Origin of the sequence: Siminovitchia fordii DSM 16014 = CIP 108821 (assembly GCF_000374565.1) — a bacterium.
In the GTDB taxonomy this organism is placed as follows: domain Bacteria; phylum Bacillota; class Bacilli; order Bacillales; family Bacillaceae_C; genus Siminovitchia; species Siminovitchia fordii.
Window position 1 is genome coordinate 135757 of record NZ_KB894689.1, and the last position, 18637, is coordinate 154393.

Annotated in this window: 15 protein-coding genes and 1 pseudogene; 10 read left to right on the forward strand and 6 right to left on the reverse strand. The window is 44.0% G+C overall.

The genetic code is table 11. The annotated features are described in order from the left end of the window. From hutI to C509_RS0109415, 3 genes are all read right to left on the reverse strand, one after another. Positions 1-1257 carry an imidazolonepropionase gene (hutI, locus tag C509_RS0109405; protein WP_018706679.1) on the reverse strand — a complete coding sequence of 419 codons (1257 nt, stop codon included), beginning with the start codon at positions 1255-1257 and terminating at the stop codon, positions 1-3. After that, a complete protein-coding gene (gene hutU, locus C509_RS0109410) occupies positions 1254-2933 on the reverse strand; it encodes a urocanate hydratase (RefSeq protein WP_018706680.1) in 1680 nt (559 codons plus the stop codon). Before hutU ends, hutI begins: the two co-directional genes overlap by 4 nt. Before the next feature lie 195 nt (positions 2934-3128). Beyond that, positions 3129-4598, reverse strand: coding sequence for a response regulator transcription factor (locus C509_RS0109415; protein ID WP_018706681.1), 1470 nt, complete (start codon positions 4596-4598; stop codon positions 3129-3131). A gap of 567 nt (positions 4599-5165) precedes the next feature. On the opposite strand from C509_RS0109415, the gene C509_RS0109420 reads away from it, so the two are divergent. The 10 genes from C509_RS0109420 to C509_RS0109470 all read left to right on the forward strand — a co-directional run bounded on the left by C509_RS0109420 (position 5166) and on the right by C509_RS0109470 (position 15913). Then, positions 5166-7484 (forward strand): xanthine dehydrogenase family protein molybdopterin-binding subunit, encoded by a 2319-nt coding sequence (locus C509_RS0109420; protein ID WP_018706682.1) that lies wholly within the window; start codon positions 5166-5168, stop codon positions 7482-7484. A gap of 3 nt (positions 7485-7487) precedes the next feature. Next, positions 7488-8306, forward strand: coding sequence for an FAD binding domain-containing protein (locus C509_RS0109425; protein ID WP_018706683.1), 819 nt, complete (start codon positions 7488-7490; stop codon positions 8304-8306). Between the two features lie 26 nt (positions 8307-8332). After that, on the forward strand, positions 8333-8767 hold the full coding sequence (locus tag C509_RS0109430; protein WP_033369953.1) for a (2Fe-2S)-binding protein: 435 nt from the start codon (positions 8333-8335) through the stop codon (positions 8765-8767). 217 nt (positions 8768-8984) lie between these two features. Next, complete coding sequence (locus tag C509_RS0109435; protein ID WP_018706685.1) at positions 8985-9830, forward strand: MurR/RpiR family transcriptional regulator; 846 nt, start codon at positions 8985-8987, stop codon at positions 9828-9830. A 24-nt stretch (positions 9831-9854) separates the two neighbouring features. Beyond that, positions 9855-10670 carry a GNAT family N-acetyltransferase gene (locus C509_RS0109440; protein ID WP_018706686.1) on the forward strand — a complete coding sequence of 272 codons (816 nt, stop codon included), beginning with the start codon at positions 9855-9857 and terminating at the stop codon, positions 10668-10670. Further along, entirely contained in the window at positions 10660-11766 is a 1107-nt protein-coding gene (menC, locus tag C509_RS0109445) for an o-succinylbenzoate synthase (RefSeq protein ID WP_018706687.1), read from the forward strand. Before C509_RS0109440 ends, menC begins: the two co-directional genes overlap by 11 nt. Before the next feature lie 66 nt (positions 11767-11832). Beyond that, complete coding sequence (locus C509_RS0109450) at positions 11833-12912, forward strand: YkvI family membrane protein (protein WP_018706688.1); 1080 nt, start codon at positions 11833-11835, stop codon at positions 12910-12912. 1216 nt (positions 12913-14128) lie between these two features. Continuing rightward, positions 14129-14737 carry a class I SAM-dependent methyltransferase gene (locus C509_RS0109460; RefSeq protein WP_018706690.1) on the forward strand — a complete coding sequence of 203 codons (609 nt, stop codon included), beginning with the start codon at positions 14129-14131 and terminating at the stop codon, positions 14735-14737. Positions 14738-14933: 196 nt separating this feature from the next. After that, entirely contained in the window at positions 14934-15224 is a 291-nt protein-coding gene (locus C509_RS0109465) for a hypothetical protein (protein WP_018706691.1), read from the forward strand. 125 nt (positions 15225-15349) lie between these two features. Continuing rightward, on the forward strand, positions 15350-15913 hold the full coding sequence (locus C509_RS0109470) for an FAD-dependent oxidoreductase (protein ID WP_018706692.1): 564 nt from the start codon (positions 15350-15352) through the stop codon (positions 15911-15913). Positions 15914-16073: 160 nt separating this feature from the next. Here the strand turns inward: C509_RS0109470 and C509_RS24745 are convergent, their stop codons facing one another. The 3 genes and pseudogenes from C509_RS24745 to C509_RS0109485 all read right to left on the reverse strand — a co-directional run bounded on the left by C509_RS24745 (position 16074) and on the right by C509_RS0109485 (position 18637). Then, positions 16074-16514 (reverse strand): GNAT family N-acetyltransferase, encoded by a 441-nt coding sequence (locus C509_RS24745; RefSeq protein ID WP_342664518.1) that lies wholly within the window; start codon positions 16512-16514, stop codon positions 16074-16076. A gap of 400 nt (positions 16515-16914) precedes the next feature. After that, a pseudogene (locus tag C509_RS27000) lies at positions 16915-16998 on the reverse strand (YjcZ family sporulation protein); the annotation flags it as partial. Positions 16999-17170: 172 nt separating this feature from the next. Further along, positions 17171-18637: a sodium:solute symporter family protein gene (locus tag C509_RS0109485; RefSeq protein ID WP_018706694.1), complete on the reverse strand. Its 1467-nt coding sequence runs from the start codon at positions 18635-18637 to the stop codon at positions 17171-17173.

An 18637-nucleotide genomic window follows, 5' to 3' on the forward strand; every position in this document is an offset into this window, starting at 1 on the left:
TTATACCACCTGGATTCCTTTCTTCCAAACTGATTGTACATGATTGACTCCAAATAAATATTGCAATTCCTGATAGTTTTTCACATTCCACAGAACTATATCTCCCAGCTTGCCTACTTCCAGGGATCCAACCTGATCCTGGCGGTTGATTGCACAGGCAGCATTGTATGTAGCTGCCGTCAGTGCCTCCGCTGGTGTCATCCGCATGGAAATGCAGGCAAGGTTCATGACGAGCGGCATGGAAGTTGTAGGTGATGAACCAGGATTGGCATCGGTCGAAATCGCCACGGCAACACCTTCATCAATCATGGCGCGGCCAGCAGCGGCTTGTTCTCGCAAATAAAGCGCAGTTGCAGGAAGAAGGCAGGCAATCGTACCGGATTTCGCCATCGCGCGAATTCCTTCTTCAGATGCCTTCAATAAATGCTCAGCCGAAATCGCTCCAACTTTGGCAGCCAACTCAGCTCCACCGTATGGCTCAATTTCATCGGCGTGGATTTTTGGAGTCAGCCCATAACGTTTGCCTGCTTCCAGAATCCGTTCGGATTGTTCAGGCGTATAGACATCTTTTTCACAAAATACATCGTTAAACTCGGCTAATTTTTCCTCAGCAACGATAGGAAGCATTTCTTTAATGACAATGTTGACGAATTCATCTTCATGCCCCTTGTACTCAGGCGGAACCGCATGGGCGCCCATGAATGTTGGTACAAGATCGATCGGATGAGTCTCTTGAAGCTTTTTCATGACGCGGAGCTGCTTCAATTCCGTCTCCAGATCCATTCCATAGCCGCTTTTCCCTTCAACTGTTGTAACACCATGGGCAAGGAAGGAGTTCAGGCGTCTTGTTGACTGCTCGATCAACTCTTCTTCTGACGCTTCCCTTGTCATACGGGTGGTGGCATGTATGCCGCCACCGGCGTTCATGATTTCCATATACGTGGAACCTTTGAGCCGCATTTCAAATTCCCGTTCACGGCTGCCTCCGTATACTACGTGTGTATGAGGATCGACAAGGCCAGGGGTCACCAGGTGGCCTGTTGCATCCACAACTTGCGCTTCATGCACTCTTGAAGCATATTGCTGTTCAAGCTCCACCGTTGTGCCTATTGCCTTGACGACACCGTCCTCGATCCATACACTTCCATCTTCAATTAATCCCAATTCCGACATTGCCTCTTTTGAACGCGGTCCGTTCACATCAGAAGCAAGCGTTGCAAGCTGCGCCGCGTGTTTGATCCAAACAGGCTTTGTCAATTTCGGTCACTCCCTTTATCTAGCATTGGAATTTTCATACCTGTTTCACGTGCCTTATTAACTGCAATATCATAACCTGCATCAACGTGGCGGACAATTCCCATTCCAGGATCAGTTGTAAGTACACGCTGTAGACGGGCTTCCGCCTCTTTCGTACCATCAGCTACGATAACCACCCCTGCGTGAAGGGAATAACCCATACCTACTCCGCCCCCGTGGTGCACGGATACCCATGTCGCGCCGCCGACAGCATTAATCATCGCATTGAGGATCGGCCAGTCAGCCACAACATCCGAACCATCTTTCATCGCTTCAGTTTCACGGTTGGGGGACGCGACCGAACCGGAATCCAGATGGTCTCTTCCGATAACGATCGGGGCTTTCAATTCGCCGTTGGCAACCATATCATTCAGGATTTTGCCAAAGCGTGCACGTTCCCCATAGCCAAGCCAGCAAATACGGGAAGGGAGGCCTTGGAATTCAATTTTCTCTTGAGCCATGCGTATCCAGTTGCAAAGATGCTCATTATCCGCAAATTCTCGCAAAATGGCCTCGTCTGTTTTATAAATATCTTCAGGATCACCTGAAAGAGCGGCCCAGCGGAAAGGACCTTTACCCTCACAGAACTGTGGTCTGATATAAGCCGGAACGAATCCCGGAAAATCAAATGCATTTTCGACACCCTCGTCTTTGGCAACCTGACGGATGTTATTTCCATAGTCAAAAGTGATGGCGCCTTTCTCCATCATTTCCAACATCGCTCTTACATGGGCGGCCATAGATGCTTTTGATAGTTTCACATATTCATCCGGATTGGATTCACGAAGCTGTGCTGCTTCTTCCAATGACATCTTTGATGGTACATAACCGTTCAGCGGATCATGCGCGGATGTTTGATCTGTAAGGGCATCCGGAATAAAATCACGTTTGATCATTTCTGGTAAAATATCAGCCGCGTTGCCGACCAAACCAATGGATAAAGCTCTACCTGCTTTCTTCGCTCTCTCAGCCAAATGAATGGCCTCGTCCAATGAATGGGCTTTCATGTCGGTGTAGCGCGTTTCAATGCGGCGGTCAATTCTTGTTTCATCGACGTCGATTGCAATGACTACACCGCCGTTCATTGTCACAGCCAATGGCTGAGCCCCGCCCATGCCGCCAAGCCCTGCTGTAACAGTAATTGTATTTTTCAATGTACCATTGAAGTGTTGCTTCGCAAGTTCAGCAAATGTTTCATATGTTCCTTGAACGATTCCCTGCGAACCAATATAGATCCAGCTTCCCGCAGTCATCTGCCCATACATCATAAGTCCTTTTTTATCCAGTTCATGGAATGTATCCCAGTTTGCATAAGCGGGAACAATGTTGGAATTTGCAATCAGTATGCGTGGAGCGTCAGTATGGGTTTTGAAGACAACGACAGGCTTGCCTGATTGTACAAGCAGGGTTTCATCTTCATCAAGTTCTTTCAACGTCTCTACAATAGCGTCAAAAGATTCCCAGTTGCGTGCCGCTTTCCCGATACCTCCATAAACAACGAGTTTGTCCGGATGTTCTGCCACTTCGGGATCTAAGTTGTTCATTAGCATGCGGAGCGCCGCTTCTTGCTGCCAGCCTTTTGTATTTAATGTTGTCCCTCTGTAACGAATGACTTTCGTTTTTGAGACTGCATTCATCTTCATTACCTCCTCACATTGTTAATTTTATTCTATAGTAAATATTCCAAAAATTTCTTTTGTTTTATTTGTATTTTTATAAAATGTTGATTAGTTCATAGCTATTTCGCGTTAATTTATAAAATATTTCATTTTTTCTTTCAGAAAAATGAGCCAATAAAAAAAGCTCACTGTACAGGGATAGGAGGTCGAACCTTACAGCCCTGAACGGTAAGCTGATGGTGAGCAGCCTTCAAGCTGCTTGAATTTGGCGCTAAAATAGGTTTGGTGAGAGTATCCGCACAACCGTGCAATTTCTTCCATAGATAAATCTGTTTCCATTAATAGGCGTTTTGCTTCTCTAATTCGCACACGATGGAGCGTGTTCTGGAATGAATGTCTGGATTCGGCTGCAAAACGGCGGCTTAAGGTGCTTTTATTTACCCGAAGTGTATCGGCACATTTGGCCAGGTTCCATTGAGCATCCCAATAGTTGGATTCAATCAACTCTCTGGCCTTCTCAACAAGCTCCTGTTTTGTTTCTTGTCCGTTATCCCAGTTCTCTGTAAGCAATCCTGTTGTAAACTTGATCAGTTCTTGGATAATGTCGTAAATGACCGGGTTTTGGACAATTTGAAGGAAAACATGATGGTAGGCTGATTCCCAGGGGGGTGTTTTAATATCATGTGATTTCATATAACGTCGGATTTGCGCGAGTACGCTGGTCAATCGGACACGAACAACCTCTGGGTCTGGATAAGGCTCGTGAAAAGTCAGAAATTCACTCTCCATCCAATCACGGATTGCCTTTATATTTCTTCGCTCAAGCATTTCAATCCACTCCCGTTGTTCCAATGGAGTAAGAAATGGATCCATCTCTTGATATGTAATTTGTTCTTCTTCTGTCAGGATAATGTCGTACCCTTCGAAAAAGACCCGTCTTATTAATTGCCGTATCTGTTGATAGGTGTGTTTTAATGAATCTTCCTGAGATGCTTTTTTAATGACAATTGCAAGTGACTCATCCATCATTTCCTTCCAGCGTGCAAGAAATGCATGGTGTTCCTCTTGAAATACATCATGCTCCCGTGTTTCACGCACACATAAAATAAAATCCGATAAAGCGAATGTCCAGTATCTCCCGGTAAATGGATATTGTTCTAATTCGCTTAATATGACGGGAAGGATTTCAGCTTTAGGGGTCAAAAAAGCAGCCATCATATAAGGAGCGTGGTATTTCCGTCCGCTCACAAATAGATCAGTGTATTCAATGGCCGATGCTCCATCATTTTCTGATGTTTGTTTCGACAGACTGTGCTTGTCATTTCTTAATTGATAGCGTAATTGCTGAATCCGTTTAATCAGATCCATAGGAGAAAATGGCCGAAAGAGGACATCTTCCGCCCGGAAACGGAGCGCTTGATAGACCGTCTGGAAAATCCGCTCAGATGAAAGGCCCAGCCAGTGGATGTTCTTCTTCTGCAGAATCTCACCGATCTTTTGGCTCTCATCCTTCCAGCCATCCATATCTAAAATGATCAGGTCCGGCTGATGCTTTGTTACACCAAATTGGAATTCATCCATTGAATTCCATCGAATCAGATGAACGCCGGTAAGATGGGATGTCACCATCCATTGTATTCCTTGTGCCTCTAACTCGTTTTTTGCTATCAAGTGGATCTCCAATTGCTACACCCTCTTTAGTCATATACCTTTTATCAATATAAAGGATATTAACATGATTTTCTAACTGAATTTACTTGAAAAAATCTTTCGTAACGGACTTGTCAGTTAAAACTCAATGGTGCCCAGTGTCCTTTAACACGGAAGAAGAGGCAAGGGCCTATGCTCTTTTGGACCATCGAATATGGGGCCACTGACAACAACTGAAAAAGCCCGAGCCAATTAACATACTTCTTACGCTGATTTAACCGCCAGGATCAGATCAATTAAATCTATGAGAAAAGTGGATATTATGATTTTTAGGTCAACTTTCTTCCCCTGTGATGGGACGCTAAAGAGGAATGGAAAATCCTGCAGAGTCAGTTCCAAAATCTACAGGAGAGCATTAATCAGGTTAATATCCGGATCAATCTATTCTGCTGTGTCTTTTTCCATGAGTGTCACCTGCCTATTCCTCATGTATAGGGTGATCATGCAGGGGTATCACCTTCAGGGAAATATCATTTAACAGGCATCTCCATCATAAGATGAAATAGTATGAACTCATGTGGGTGGGGGGTGACAGGAATCATGACGATTATCGGGCAGAGTGTTTTCAGGAAGAACTCCTGGGAAAAGGTAACCGGAAAAGCGAAATATACGGACGATTTTGAGTCGCCTGAAATGCTGTACGGTAAGCTTGTGACAAGTCCTTATGGACACGCAAAAATAGATTTTTTTGATACGTCTGAAGCGCTAAAAATAAGAGGAGTGCGCGCTGTAATCACAGGAGGAGAATTTCCGCTCACGGGTGAAGAGATGCGGGACCGCCCGCCAATAGCTGTTGACAGGGTACGGTATTATGGGGAGGTTGTTGCCATCGTTGTTGCAGATACCCTTGCAACAGCTCAACTTGCAGCAACTCAAATCCGCATGACATATTCTCCTCTCCCGGTTGTGAATTCCCCAAGTGAAGCTCTCCAACCGGGTGCGCCACTTCTTCATGAAAAACTTGGCACCTATGAAAAAATTGCCGGTGTATATCCGGTGCCCGGGACAAATATTGCATCAAAAATTAAAATTCGCAAAGGAGACATTCGAAAGGGGTGGCAAGAGAGCGATATTTCTGTACGGTCCACCTTTTCCTTTAATCCATCGGACCATGCAGCGATGGAAACTCGATGTTCTTTTGCGCAAATTCATGAAGACGGAACAATCGAAATCACTTCATCTTCACAGGCGCCTTTTATGATTAAAAAGCTGATCGCGCAATATTTTGGAATTCCTGTAGGCAACATTCTTGTGAAAACTCCATTGGTGGGCGGGGCCTACGGCGGAAAAGCATCAGTACAGCTTGAAATCCTGGCATATATCGCATCAAAGGCGGTAAACGGCAGGCTGGTGAAAATCGTGAATGACAGGGAAGAAGATATGGTCACCTCTCCAGGACATATCGGTTTGGAGGCAACAGTAAAGCTTGGCTGCACAAGCGATGGAATGATAAAGGTTGCAGAGCTGCTTTATTTATGGGACGGCGGTGCCTATTCAGATAAATCGATAGACTTGGCTAGAGCAGGTGCTGTTGATTGCACGGGGCCTTACCGCATCGAAAATATTTATTGCGATTCACTTTCTATGTACACCAATCATCCTTATCCTGCGCCGTTCAGGGGTTTTAGCCACTCGGAAGTCCACTTCGCTTTCGAGCGTGCGATGGATATGATGGCAAAAAAATTAAACATGGATCCACTTGATTTCAGATATATAAACGCGATCAGGCCGGGCGATACGACGCCCACCCAAGTAAAACTGAATACAAGCAATGTCGGCAACGTACAAAAATGTATGGACAGGTTAAAAGAACTAATTCATTGGAAGGATGGGCAAAGGGTCGAAGTTGATGAAAACATAATAAGAGCCAAAGGAGTCAGCTGTATTTGGAAAACTTCCACAATCGATACAAACGCAAGCTCAGGAGTCATCTTAACGTTTAACCCGGATGGGAGCGTCAATTTAATGTCTGGCGTTGTAGAAATCGGAACCGGAACCAAAACGATCTTGGCACAGATTTTAGCTGAGAGATTGAAAATGCCGATTGAGAAAATCCACGTTCAAATGCTGGTCGACACCCGAAATACACCTGAGCATTGGAAGACTGTTGCTAGCAGAGGAACGTTCATGGCAGGCAGGGCGGTTCTAAACGCAGCAGACGATGTGATTTTGCAACTAAAGGAAAGGGCCTCTTGCATTTTGCGCGCACCTATTGAAGATTTGGAAGTGGGGTATGAAAAAGTATTTCTTCGTGACGACCTGGATATCCACGTTCTTGTAAAAGACATTGCATATGGTTATGTTTATCCCAACGGAAATGCGGTCGGCGGCCAGATCATCGGAAGCGGAACATACACGCTCAGGCATTTGACTCAACTGGATAAAGAAACGGGTGCGGGAAAGCCAGGGCCGGAATGGACTGTCGGCGCTCAAGGTGTCGAAGTTGAGATCGATACAAGAACATACCGTTATCGGTTGTTAAAAGCTGTCTCTGTCATTGATATCGGCAGGGTGTTAAATCAAAAGACAGCGGAAGGACAGGTAATGGGGGCAATGAATATGGGCCTGTCCTTTGGAGGGCGGGAAACCTTTCTTTTTGATCAATATGCGCGGGTTCTTAATCCCCAACTCAGGACGTACCGACCGATTCGCTATGGCGAGCAGCCTGAATACATCGTCGACTTTGTCCAAACGCCGCAATTGGATGCCCCTTATGGAGCACGGGGAGTCGGAGAGCATGGCCTGATTGGCATGCCGGCGGCACTGGCAAACAGTTTATCCGCAGCGCTTCAAGTGGATCTTCATCATCTGCCTCTTACTCCTGAATTGTTATGGAGATCAAGAGAAGGGAGGACGTAAACATTGCTGCCGGCTTATGTGGAATATCACCGACCTGCAAGTTTGGAGGAAGCAGTGGAAATGTTCCAGAATTTAAAACAGGCAAACAAAGAACCGATGTATTGGTCCGGTGGAACCGAAATTTTAACGCTTGGCCGGCTGAATATTGATACGCCGGGTTCCGTCATTGATATAAAAAACATCACGGAAACGATGGCTTTAGAAAAAACATCGCAGTTTTTATCGATTGGCGCTGCTGTTCCCTTGTCCGTTCTTGAAGACGATAACAGTTTTCCATTATTAACAGAAGTTTCGAGTGGCGTTGCCGACCTGACCGCCCGCAATAAAATTACAATTGGAGGAAATATTTGCGGGAAAATTTTTTACAGAGAAGCGATATTGCCTTTTCTTTTGGCAGACAGCCATGTCCTCGTCGCAGATTTGCAAGGAATGAAGGAAGTCCCAATAAATGAGCTAAAAATGGAAGAGGGACAATTGCTTGTATCCATTCAAACAGACGCTTCCTTTCTTCATCTGCCTTTTATTGCACGAAAAATACGGAAACAATGGGAGACCGGTTATCCTCTTATAACCGCCGCGGCGGTCAAAACCGAAGGTCAGATCCGGTTGGCCTTTAGTGGACTTTGTCCATTTCCGTTTCGGTCATCAGCGATGGAAAATGAATTAAACAAATCAGAATTGCCTATTGAGAATAGGATAGAGAGAGCTTTGGAACATGTGCCTGAACCAATCCTGGATGATATCGAGGGCTCCAGGGAGTATCGTCTGTTCGTTTTACGAAATCTCTTACTGGACTTTTTGACCGAACTGGAGGGGGTTTAGTGGAAACACGAAAATTCACAGTTGAAATGGAAGTCAATGGTGAAATGGTTGATGTTGAAATTTTGGCTGGGGAAACTCTTTTACATGTTCTGCGGAATAAGCTTGGGTTGACAGGCGCGAAACCTGGCTGCCTGAACGGGGATTGTGGAGCCTGCACGGTTATGGTGGGAGAGCTTCCTTTTAAATCATGCATTATGCTGGGGGTGGAAGCGGCGGGCCATAAAATCACCACAGTTGAAGGATTGCGAGATACGCCAATCCAGCGAGCTTTTATAGAACATTTCGCTTTCCAATGCGGCTACTGTACCCCGGGTTTCATCATCAATTGCCACTCATTGCTCCAGAATCATTCCAACCCATCAAAGGAAACGATAAAAAGCTGGCTTTCATCGAACATATGCAGATGTACAAGTTATCAGGAAATCGATGAAGCGGTCATGTCAGTGATCAACAGCAAATGAAAAGACACCTTTTCTTATTAAAAAGGGTGTCTTTATTTTTTTAGCAAAATGAAAAGGGTATTTTCTATGGCTGGGGATGAATCTCCATAAGTTATCTGAAAAGATAATTGTGTGAAGACGTCAAATATGATAAGTTTATAAAATAAAATGAAGTTTAAACTTCACATTTAATCGATCTAAAAGTTTTAACTTCTTCATGTGATGTGGGTGAACAGTAATGAAACTGATGGAATTGGTTCAGTCCCAATACGGCAATCTATCAAAGGGACAGCAAAAGGTTGCCAAATATTTGCTTGAGAATCCCAGGGAGTTTGCGCTTCATTCTGCCAAAGAGATTGGAGAAAAAGCCGGTCTCAGTGAGACGACAGTGATCCGTTTTTGTTATGCCATTGGCTTGTCAGGGTACTCTGAGCTTCAAAAAAACGTACGTGATCAATTTATTTCTGAAAAAAGCAGTCTAGCCAACTATTATTCTTCGAAATTGGACATAGTGGATGAATCTCGCTTTTTTGAGCAGGTTATGGAGAAAGATATCCAGTTTATCCGGGAAACAATGATGCGAATCAATGAAGCTGATTTTCAAAAAGCCGTTGATTTGCTGGAATCAGCCGAGAAGGTATATATATGCGGGCTGAGATCATCTTTTTCAATGGCAAATTGGCTCGCTTTTTCACTTGGTATTGTCAGAAAAAATGTACAATTGATCCGAAGAGATACAGACGATGTTTTATCCATGATTTCCGGAATGAACAGCGATTCTGTCTTTGTTGCACTGTCTTTTCATCGATATATGAAGGAAACAATTCATATTGCAGAAATGGCCAAAGGCAAAGGGGCCTGCATTGTTGGGATTACGGATTCGCCGGTTGCACCGCTCCGGGACATTGCCGATATTCTGTTGCCGTTGTATTCTGCGGAAATGTCCACCCTGGATATTGCCCCAGCGTTGATTTCATTCATCAATGCCGTTGTGGCAGGTGTGACAATCAAAGACAAAGCTAAGTTTGAAAAACGGAAAGAAGAATACGAAAGAATGAATAGCGAAGGTCTATTCTTGAGTTAATTTTTAAAAAAAGAGGTAAGTGAAATGGTTGAAATACGCACGCTTCATACAACTCATGAGTTACAGCTTGTACAAAAACTAGAGAAAACCATTTGGGGTATGGAGCCGATTCCAATCCATCAAACAATCACCGCAGTCAAGAATGGCGGACTGATGTTGGGAGCGTTCATTGGGGATGAACCTGTAGGAGTCAGCTACAGTTTTCCCGGGTATGCCAATGGAAAAAGTTATTTATGCTCACACCTGCTAGGGGTTCATCCGGACTACCAGCATAAGGGGATTGGAAGAAAGTTAAAAGAAGAACAAAAAGAAGCCGCGTTGAAATTGGGATACACTATGATGACGTGGACGTATGATCCTCTTGAAAGCAAAAATGCCTATTTGAATTTATCCAAGCTTGGCGGAATTTGCTCAACATACGTAGAGAACTGTTATGGAGACATGGATGATTCACTGAATGCCGGACTTCCGACGGACCGTTTCAAATTAGAATGGTGGATTGATCGCCAATTTATTATTCCAAAATGTGAAAAACAATTCAAAATACCCTGGGAATCTGTACAGGAAGGCATGCCGAAGCTGGCTGATGTTGATTCAGCACTTTCCGGGATTGGGGATTGTGACTCCGTCTATGTACCGGTTCCTTCCTTTTTCCAGGAACTGAAACAGAAAGACAAACTGCTTGTCATCGATTGGCGGATGAAGACCCGGAAAATCTTTCAAACATTGTTTGCCAAAGGATTCGTGGCAGTTGCACTTGAACGGGAGCAAACGGGACCTGTCCATTATTATAAATTGGTCAAACAAGAATTAATGGGAGTTGAAAAACATGAAAATTAAAGAAGTAACGTTGCGCCATTTGCAAATGAAGCTGAAGTTTCCATTTACGACAAGTTTTGGGACATTTCAGGACAGAGATTTTATTTTACTTGAAGCGAAAGACGAAAATGGCCGCTCAGGGTGGGGTGAATCAGTAGCTTTTCATTCACCGTGGTACAGTGAAGAAACGATGAAAACGAACTGGCATATGTTAGAGGATTATTTAATTCCTGCGTTATTGAATCAGGAAATTACACATCCGGATGAAGTTTCCGAGGTTTTTTCCAATATCCGTAAAAACAATATGGCCAAATCAACGATTGAAGGTGCGGTTTGGGATTTGTACAGCCAGCAAAAAGGCGTTTCCCTTGCTTCTGCACTTGGTGGAAAAAAATCGAAGATAGAAGTCGGCATCAGCATCGGCATCCAGGAAACAGCTTCGGATCTTTTACGAATTATTGAAAAGCACGTAGAAGACGGCTATAAACGAATGAAAGTAAAAATCAAGCCGGGCTGGGACGTTGACGTGATGCGAGAGGTAAGAAAAGAGTTTCCGGATGTTCCGCTCATGGCAGATGCGAACTCCGCTTATACGTTAAAGGATATTGACACATTAAAAGCGTTGGATGAATTTGATCTGATGATGGTGGAACAGCCTTTGGCATCTGATGACATTATTGACCATGCCAAGCTGCAACAAGCGATTACCACTCCGGTTTGTCTTGATGAAAGCATCCATTCATATGAAGATGCAAGAAAAGCGATTGAATTGGGAAGCTGCCGTATTATCAACATCAAAATTGGACGTGTCGGCGGCCTATCCGAATCCAAACGTATCCATGATTTGTGTGAAAGCCATGATATCCCTGTTTGGTGCGGCGGCATGCTCGAATCTGGAATAGGCCGGGCGCATAATGTGGCGTTGACAACTTTATCCAATTTTACAATGCCAGGCGATACGGCTGCGTCTTCACGCTACTGGGAGAAAGATATTATTACACCGGAAGTTACGGTTACAGATGGTTATATTACTGTTCCTGATCAACCGGGAATTGGTTATGAGCCTGATGTGGAAGCCATCGAAGGTTTTACCATTGAGAAGAAAACATTTAGATAAGGAAAAAGAGTATTTCTTTTTCCTTGTTCGTCAAATTGACAAAAAATTTAAACAAAGGGGATAATCATGAAAAAAAGCATTCAAATTGGCGGAGCTTTTATCGGCTTAATTGTTGGAGCCGGTTTTGCCTCAGGACAGGAGATACTACAGTTCTTTACAAGTTTTGGCTGGTTAGGAATAATTGGTTCAGCAGTAGCCACTTTCTTATTTGCTTTTTTGGGTATGAACCTTGTCCAGCTTGGAAACCGTCTGCAAACAAACTCCCATAAGGAGGTCATTTACCATATTTGTGGTAAGTATCTGGGAATCGCAGTCGATATTATAATGACCTTCTTTTTATTCGGTGTTACAGTTGTCATGTTCGCCGGAGCAGGTTCCATATTTGAACAGCAGTTTGGCATACCGGGAATCGTCGGTAACATTTTACTTGCACTTATCACCATCATCGTCGTTTGTCTGAACATTGAAAAGGTCATTTCAGCCATAGGTATTGTCACACCGTTTCTAATTTTGGCGGTTATCATCATTGCTATATATTCATTGTCTACAGTGGATGTCACCTTTGCACAAATGCAGGAAGTCGCAAACACTCAAAAACCCGCTGCTTCCAATTGGGTGCTTGGCTCACTATTGTATGTTTCCTATAATATCGCTGCTGGAGCCGCGATGCTTGCTGTTATGGGGGGAACTGTAAAAGATGAAAAAACAGCAGGATGGGGTGGAATTATCGGTGGCGTCGGATTGGGTGTTTTGATCTTTTTTATCAATATCGGAATGTTTGCAAAATTGGATGTTGTTTCGGGAACAGATATGCCAATGCTGCATTTGGCAAATGAAATTTCTCCCGTCTTTGGTGCCATTATGTCCTTTGTTTTATTGGGAATGATATTCAACACCGCGGTAGGGATGCTGTATGCTTTTACCGCACGGATTAGTAAAACAGATACGCCAAGGTTTAAGGTCCTTGTCGTCATTTGCGGAGTTGCCGCATTCGGTGCAAGCTTTGTCGGCTTTATTACACTTGTTGGAACAGTCTACCCAACTATGGGGTACCTTGGATTTACATTAATTGCAGCGATTATTGTCGCATGGTTCAGATGGAAGCAGAAACCAGAAGTTCAGGATATGGGCAAACCCGCATCTTAATAGAGGAGATCTTTTTCTACGATTTGAGAATCTACTTTTCTGCTGGTATAGGTCTTGGGGGGCGAAGCATATTAGGGCTGTCAGAAATCCTTAATTGAAGGTAAGCGGATGTTAGAACGGGTTTAGTGCCCGTTCTAAGCTGCTTCCGGAAAAAACGGTCACGAATCGTGTGGATTAGTGCCCGTAATGAGCGTATATCCAAAAAATCGGTCACGAATCGTAAGGATTAGTGCCCGTAATGGGCGTTTATTCAAAAAAACGGTCACCAATCGTAAGGCAAGGTGCCCGTTCTGAGCGTATATCCCAAAAAGCGGTCACCAATCGTATGGAAAGGTGCCCGTTACGGGCGTATATCCCAAAAAGCGGTCACCAATCGTATGGAAAGGTGCCCGTTCTGAGCGTATATCCCAAAAAGCGGTCACGAATCGTATGGATTAGTGCCCGTTCTGTGCGTATATCCCAAAAAGCGGTCACGAATCGTAAGGATTAGTGCCCGTTCTGAGCGTATATCCCAAAAAGCGGTCACCAATCGTGTGGAAAGGTGCCCGTTACGGGCGTATATCCCAAAAAGCGGTCACGAATCGTATGGAAAGCTGCCCGTTCTGAGCGTATATCCCAAAAAGCGGTCACGAATCGTAAGGATTAGTGCCCGTTCTGAGCGTATATCCCAAAAAGCGGTCACCAATCGTGTGGATTAGTGCCCGTTCTGATCGTATATCCCAAAAAGCGGTCACCAATCGTGAGGAAAGGTGCCCGTTACGGGCGTATATCCCAAAAAGCGGTCACCAATCGTGTGGATTAGTGCCCGTTCTGATCGTATATCCCAAAAAGCGGTCACCAATTGTGTGGATTAGAGCCCGTTCTGTGCGTATATCCCAAAAAGCGGTCACCAATCGTATGGAAAGCTGCCCGTTCTGAGCGTATATCCCAAAAAGCGGTCACGAATCGTGTGGATTAGAGCCCGTTCTGTGCGTATATCCCAAAAAGCGGTCACTAATAGAGAGTTAAGCGCGTTTCTCCAAAAAGTGGTCACGAATAGCCACCATCTTCAGAAAGGATCCGTTCCCGTTTGTTGAATAAATTTCTCCCCAATGGTCGTTTGGCTGCCGAGAAAATCAGTATCTGCTGATTTTGTCGCCGGCCTCATTTCTTCTATCTGAATAAACTTCCTAATAGATGCTATATTTAAATAAACCAGAGCGGGGGAAGTGATGAGTTGAAAAAAGAGAGGTTGGTACGTATTTTTGATAGGCAGGCGGAAAGGTACGAAAAGAATAAAGAGCCGTCCAACTTGAGAATGTGGCGAAGAAACCTTTTGAGCCAAGCGGAGGGTGAAGTGCTTGAACTGGCTGTTGGAGCGGGCGCCAACTTTCCATACTATCCTTCAGGTGTAAAGGTGACGGCTGCAGACTTCAGCGAAGAGATGCTGGCCGGAGCTCGAAAAAAAGCATCGGCTTACAATATTGAAGCTGAATGGATCTGTATGGACATAGAGAAAATGGATTTTGCCGCTCACTCATTTGATACCATTGTGTCGACTTTATCTTTCTGTTGTTATGAAAACCCTTTGGAGATGCTCAAAAAGATCCAGCATTGGTGCAAGCCTGAAGGAAAAATATTATTGCTGGAACATGGAATCAGTTCCAATATAATGGTTTCTGGAGCTCAAAGAGTTTTGAATCCACTTTTATTTAAAATGATCGGTTGTCACCATACCCGAGATATCTTAAAACTTGTCCGAGATTCAGGTTTAAACGTCCACAAGTCGGAAAGTCATTGGTTAAATATGTTTCATATTATTTGGGCAAGTCCTCGGAATCAATGATAGGTCATTGAAAAATCTGGCTCAATGACACCACCACTATCTGCGAATGCAAGGTGCTCCTGCCAGGAGAAGAAAAAATTATAACGAATTTACGGACCCCTTTTTGCATCTATTGCTACATAAGGGGAGTTTTTTTACTTCACCAAAGGTGTTTTGAAAAAATGAAACAGGGAACAGATAAGAGTGATGTAAGAGAGTGGGACAGGTGCTGAAAGCAGGTCATCAGCAATGTGCAGCGGAAAATGCCGAAGCAGGATCATACTTAAGAAAAACGGCTAAAATTGTTGGGGAATGGAGCATATGGACCGCACTGTCATTGCAATTTGTTAATAGGGCCTGGTTTAGAAGGGACATTGATCTCGCCTTTCATTATACCGTCAGTGTAAGCATTCCTGAAAAAACATTGGAAAAAAGAATCAAAAATCTTTGGGCGTTTAGAACGCCGGTTTTAAGCTTTTTTTCCAAGCATTTCGACAGCGAAAATTAGTTCGAAAATGAATTTAAACTGAGCATCTTACGCATCAATTTTCAGAAAATATGATATACTGCAGGCGAGCAGAGCTGTTGAAGAACATCATAGAAGCTGAGAAATAGGTAGGGGAGAGGATATATATGTACGACATCGCCATTATCGGAGCTGGTACGGCCGGAGGAAGTGCAGCCATCTTTGCAGCCAAAGCCGGAAAGAAAACAATCGTCATTGATAGTGACAAGAGCATGACTAAGCGTGCATGGATTAGAAATCATTACGGAATTGAGGATATTACAGGACCTGAATTAATTGAAACCGGGAAAAAGCAGGCAGAGAATTTTGGGGCGGAAATTGTTCAGGACACAGTCGTGAATGTGACGAAGACCGACAACGGATTAAAGGTTGAAGGGGAAAGCGGAACATACGAAGCTAAACATGTTATTCTCGCTACGGGTGCGTTGGCCACATTGGCTGAGAAAATTGGCGTTAACACGAAGGCTGGAACAGAGCCACGAATTAAGACAATCGTAGACGCCGGTGTCGATGGAAAAACAAACATCGACGGTATCTGGGCTGCCGGAACAGTCGCTGGTGTTAGTGTCCACACCATCGTAACAGCGGGTGACGGAGCAAAAGTGGCCATCAATGTCATCTCTGAACTGAACGGAGAGCGTTATGTCGATCATGATGTATTGAAAAAGTGATTTTAAAATGAAGGGCCGGGACATAACTAAAAAGGCTGATGATTATAGAATATTATAGATATTAAACAAGAAAATCCGAACTGATTCGATTTCTAACTTAAAGAAATTTGAATCATAGTTCGGATTTTTCATTACCTATAATGCTTTGGTCCCAGCCTCTTCATATAAAATTCTTGTAATCTCTCATGAGCAAGGCATACATGTATAAATCATCAAATTTTCCTGCCCCATATTCGTATTCGCAAAGAAGTCCTTCTCGGGTAAAATTGAAGCTTTCCAGCAAAAGCAAAGAAGCTGTATTTTCAGGTTCAACCAATGCTTCAATCCTATTTACCTTCATTTTTTCAAACCCGTATTGGATGATGGCCGCCATCGCTTCGCTAACAATCCCTCTTCTCCAGAAGTCCTTATGCAACTCATAGCCAATTTCAGCCCGGAAATGTGCTTGGTTCATACTTAAAAATCCGCAGCTCCCGATAATTGTCGGGTCACCCTTTAAAGCGATTCCCCATCTAATCCCAGTTTTCGTCCTGTATATTTTGTTGTACCATTCTATCTCCTTATATGTTTCTTCTATTTTTGTATAAGGCGATATTCCCATATATTTTCTGACTTCCGCATCGGATAATATGTATGAAGGTCATAAGCGTCTGATAGCCGGATTTTCTTCAAGAATAGCCTTTCTGTCTCTAATTCAGGGAATGACAAAGGAAAGTGGATCTTGTTTTGCTTCATGATATGATATTCTCCTTTTAAAAGGATATTGCTTTATTTTAAAGTCAAATGACGAATACGATACAAGAATCGACTTTCAATCCGAAAAGCAGTTATGGCTCTTTACAGTAGAACTAGCGCAATCTCACGAAACTACTGATGACTTCGGAAGCTCTGAAAAACGAAATAAGGAACGGAAGGATACTCCGTTCCAATAAAAGTGGGGGATAAGTGGGTTACCACCACCAGCCCCCGCCGTAACCGCCGTAACCTCCATATCCTCCGCCATAAGCAGTTCCAACAATAATCAACAAGATGAATAGGACTACGATAAGCGCAAATCCTGCCCCGTATCCTCCGCCATCACTCATTACAAACACCACCTTTAGCCCTAAGATGGTATATCTTATGACAACTACCTTCAAATGAGTGGACGTTAGTAAATGATAGATCTTCAAAAATGAGTAATATATTGAGTTGTAATACACCGGATCCATATCACTTGATAGGCTACATACGAGTTAAAGAGACTGAAAGCTTTCCCTACTCTATTTCTACATACTGCCTGGCAACATCTTCGTTCAGCGGTTTAGTCAGATAGCTGACAGCTATAAAGACAATGATATTTGCCATGAGCCCTAGAATTCCTGCATGAATATCCAAAGGAGTGTTTGTCTGGATCATTTGAAAGTAGACGTTTACCACAAATCCGGTCAATAGGCCGGCAATCACACCGGAAGCTGTCGCTCTTTTCCAATAAAGGGCACTGTATATACCTGGTGCAAACTGGACAATCGAGCCGTACGCACCAGCAAGCAATGCAATGAGTCCCTGTCCGCCGAATACTGCAACAAGGTAGGCCAAGGCTCCAATCATGACAACCGCGCTCCTCATGATAAAGAGAACGGTCTTGTCGGAAAGGTCGGTCTTTATGTTTCTGATTACTCCGTCAGTGAACTCAAGGGAAGCACTGTGCGTGATGACATCTGCCGATGACATCGCAGCCGCAAGCGCTGCCGCACCGACAAGTCCGTAAACAACGCCAGGCATATCCAGAACGGTTGTGATGAGATAGGGAAGGATTTGATCCGGATCTCCCAATTGCTCCATGCTCACGAAACCGATTCCGGCAAAACCTGCCAACAGCAAAGGTAAAAGAAATAAAGCGAAAATGGGATAAGCAATGACTGTCTGTTTGATCGCTTTACTTCCGGAAGAATAAGAACGTGAGAACAAATGTGGCCACATAAGCAGTCCAATGGAAGAAACAATGATCAAAGTGGTGAAGGCCATTGGAGACATGGTTGACCCCGCTGAACCGATTTCAAGGAATCCGGGCTTTTCTTCTATGATTCTTTCAAACATCGAAGTTGTATTCCCATGTAATTTTTTTACGATAAAAAGGCCGACTGTCCACGAAACGATAATCATCAGCAACCCTTGAAATACATCAGACCATGCGGCGGCCCGGAGTCCCCCAGTTGCTACATAAATAACGACGATGGCGTACGCGATCAATGCTCCGAGCCAGAAGGGGATCCGGCCTTCGGTCATGACGTCGAAAATGATGGCCATGCCTTTCAACTGAATAGCCAAGTATTGGATAAAAGCAAAGAAGGAAATAATTCCTATTAAAATGGCAAGTGTCCTGCTTTCAAATCTCCCCTTTAAAAAACCTACAAGTGAATAAAGCTCAAACTTCCGGCCGATTTTGCCGACCTTGGGACCGACAAAATACCAGGGGACAATGCCGAAAACCAAATAGGCCAATATATAAAATGCCGGCGCTCCACGGGAAAAGGCCCAGCCCGGTCCTCCCAAAAATGCGAAAGCGCTGAAAATGGCGCCTCCCATTAAAAACCAGGTGATAAACAAGTTCAAATCTCTGCCGGCAACGGTAAATTCAGTCAGTGAACCCGAGTCCCTGCCTACGCCGGACAGGATTCCAATCCCCAAAGCAATGATCAAATAAGCTATCATCATGATTAAAGCAATTTGCCATTGTTCCAA

Excerpts from the sequence above, each read along its gene's own strand:
- menC (WP_018706687.1), top strand. The coding sequence starts at position 10,660 with ATGAAAATTAAAGAAGTAACGTTGCGCCATTTGCAAATGAAGCTGAAG.
- C509_RS0109440 (WP_018706686.1), top strand. The coding sequence starts at position 9,855 with ATGGTTGAAATACGCACGCTTCATACAACTCATGAGTTACAGCTTGTA.
- hutU (WP_018706680.1), bottom strand. The coding sequence starts at position 2,933 with ATGAATGCAGTCTCAAAAACGAAAGTCATTCGTTACAGAGGGACAACA.
- C509_RS0109420 (WP_018706682.1), top strand. The coding sequence starts at position 5,166 with ATGACGATTATCGGGCAGAGTGTTTTCAGGAAGAACTCCTGGGAAAAG.
- C509_RS0109435 (WP_018706685.1), top strand. The coding sequence starts at position 8,985 with ATGAAACTGATGGAATTGGTTCAGTCCCAATACGGCAATCTATCAAAG.
- C509_RS0109430 (WP_033369953.1), top strand. The coding sequence starts at position 8,333 with ATGGAAGTCAATGGTGAAATGGTTGATGTTGAAATTTTGGCTGGGGAA.
- C509_RS24745 (WP_342664518.1), bottom strand. The coding sequence starts at position 16,514 with ATGGGAATATCGCCTTATACAAAAATAGAAGAAACATATAAGGAGATA.
- C509_RS0109450 (WP_018706688.1), top strand. The coding sequence starts at position 11,833 with ATGAAAAAAAGCATTCAAATTGGCGGAGCTTTTATCGGCTTAATTGTT.
- C509_RS0109470 (WP_018706692.1), top strand. The coding sequence starts at position 15,350 with ATGTACGACATCGCCATTATCGGAGCTGGTACGGCCGGAGGAAGTGCA.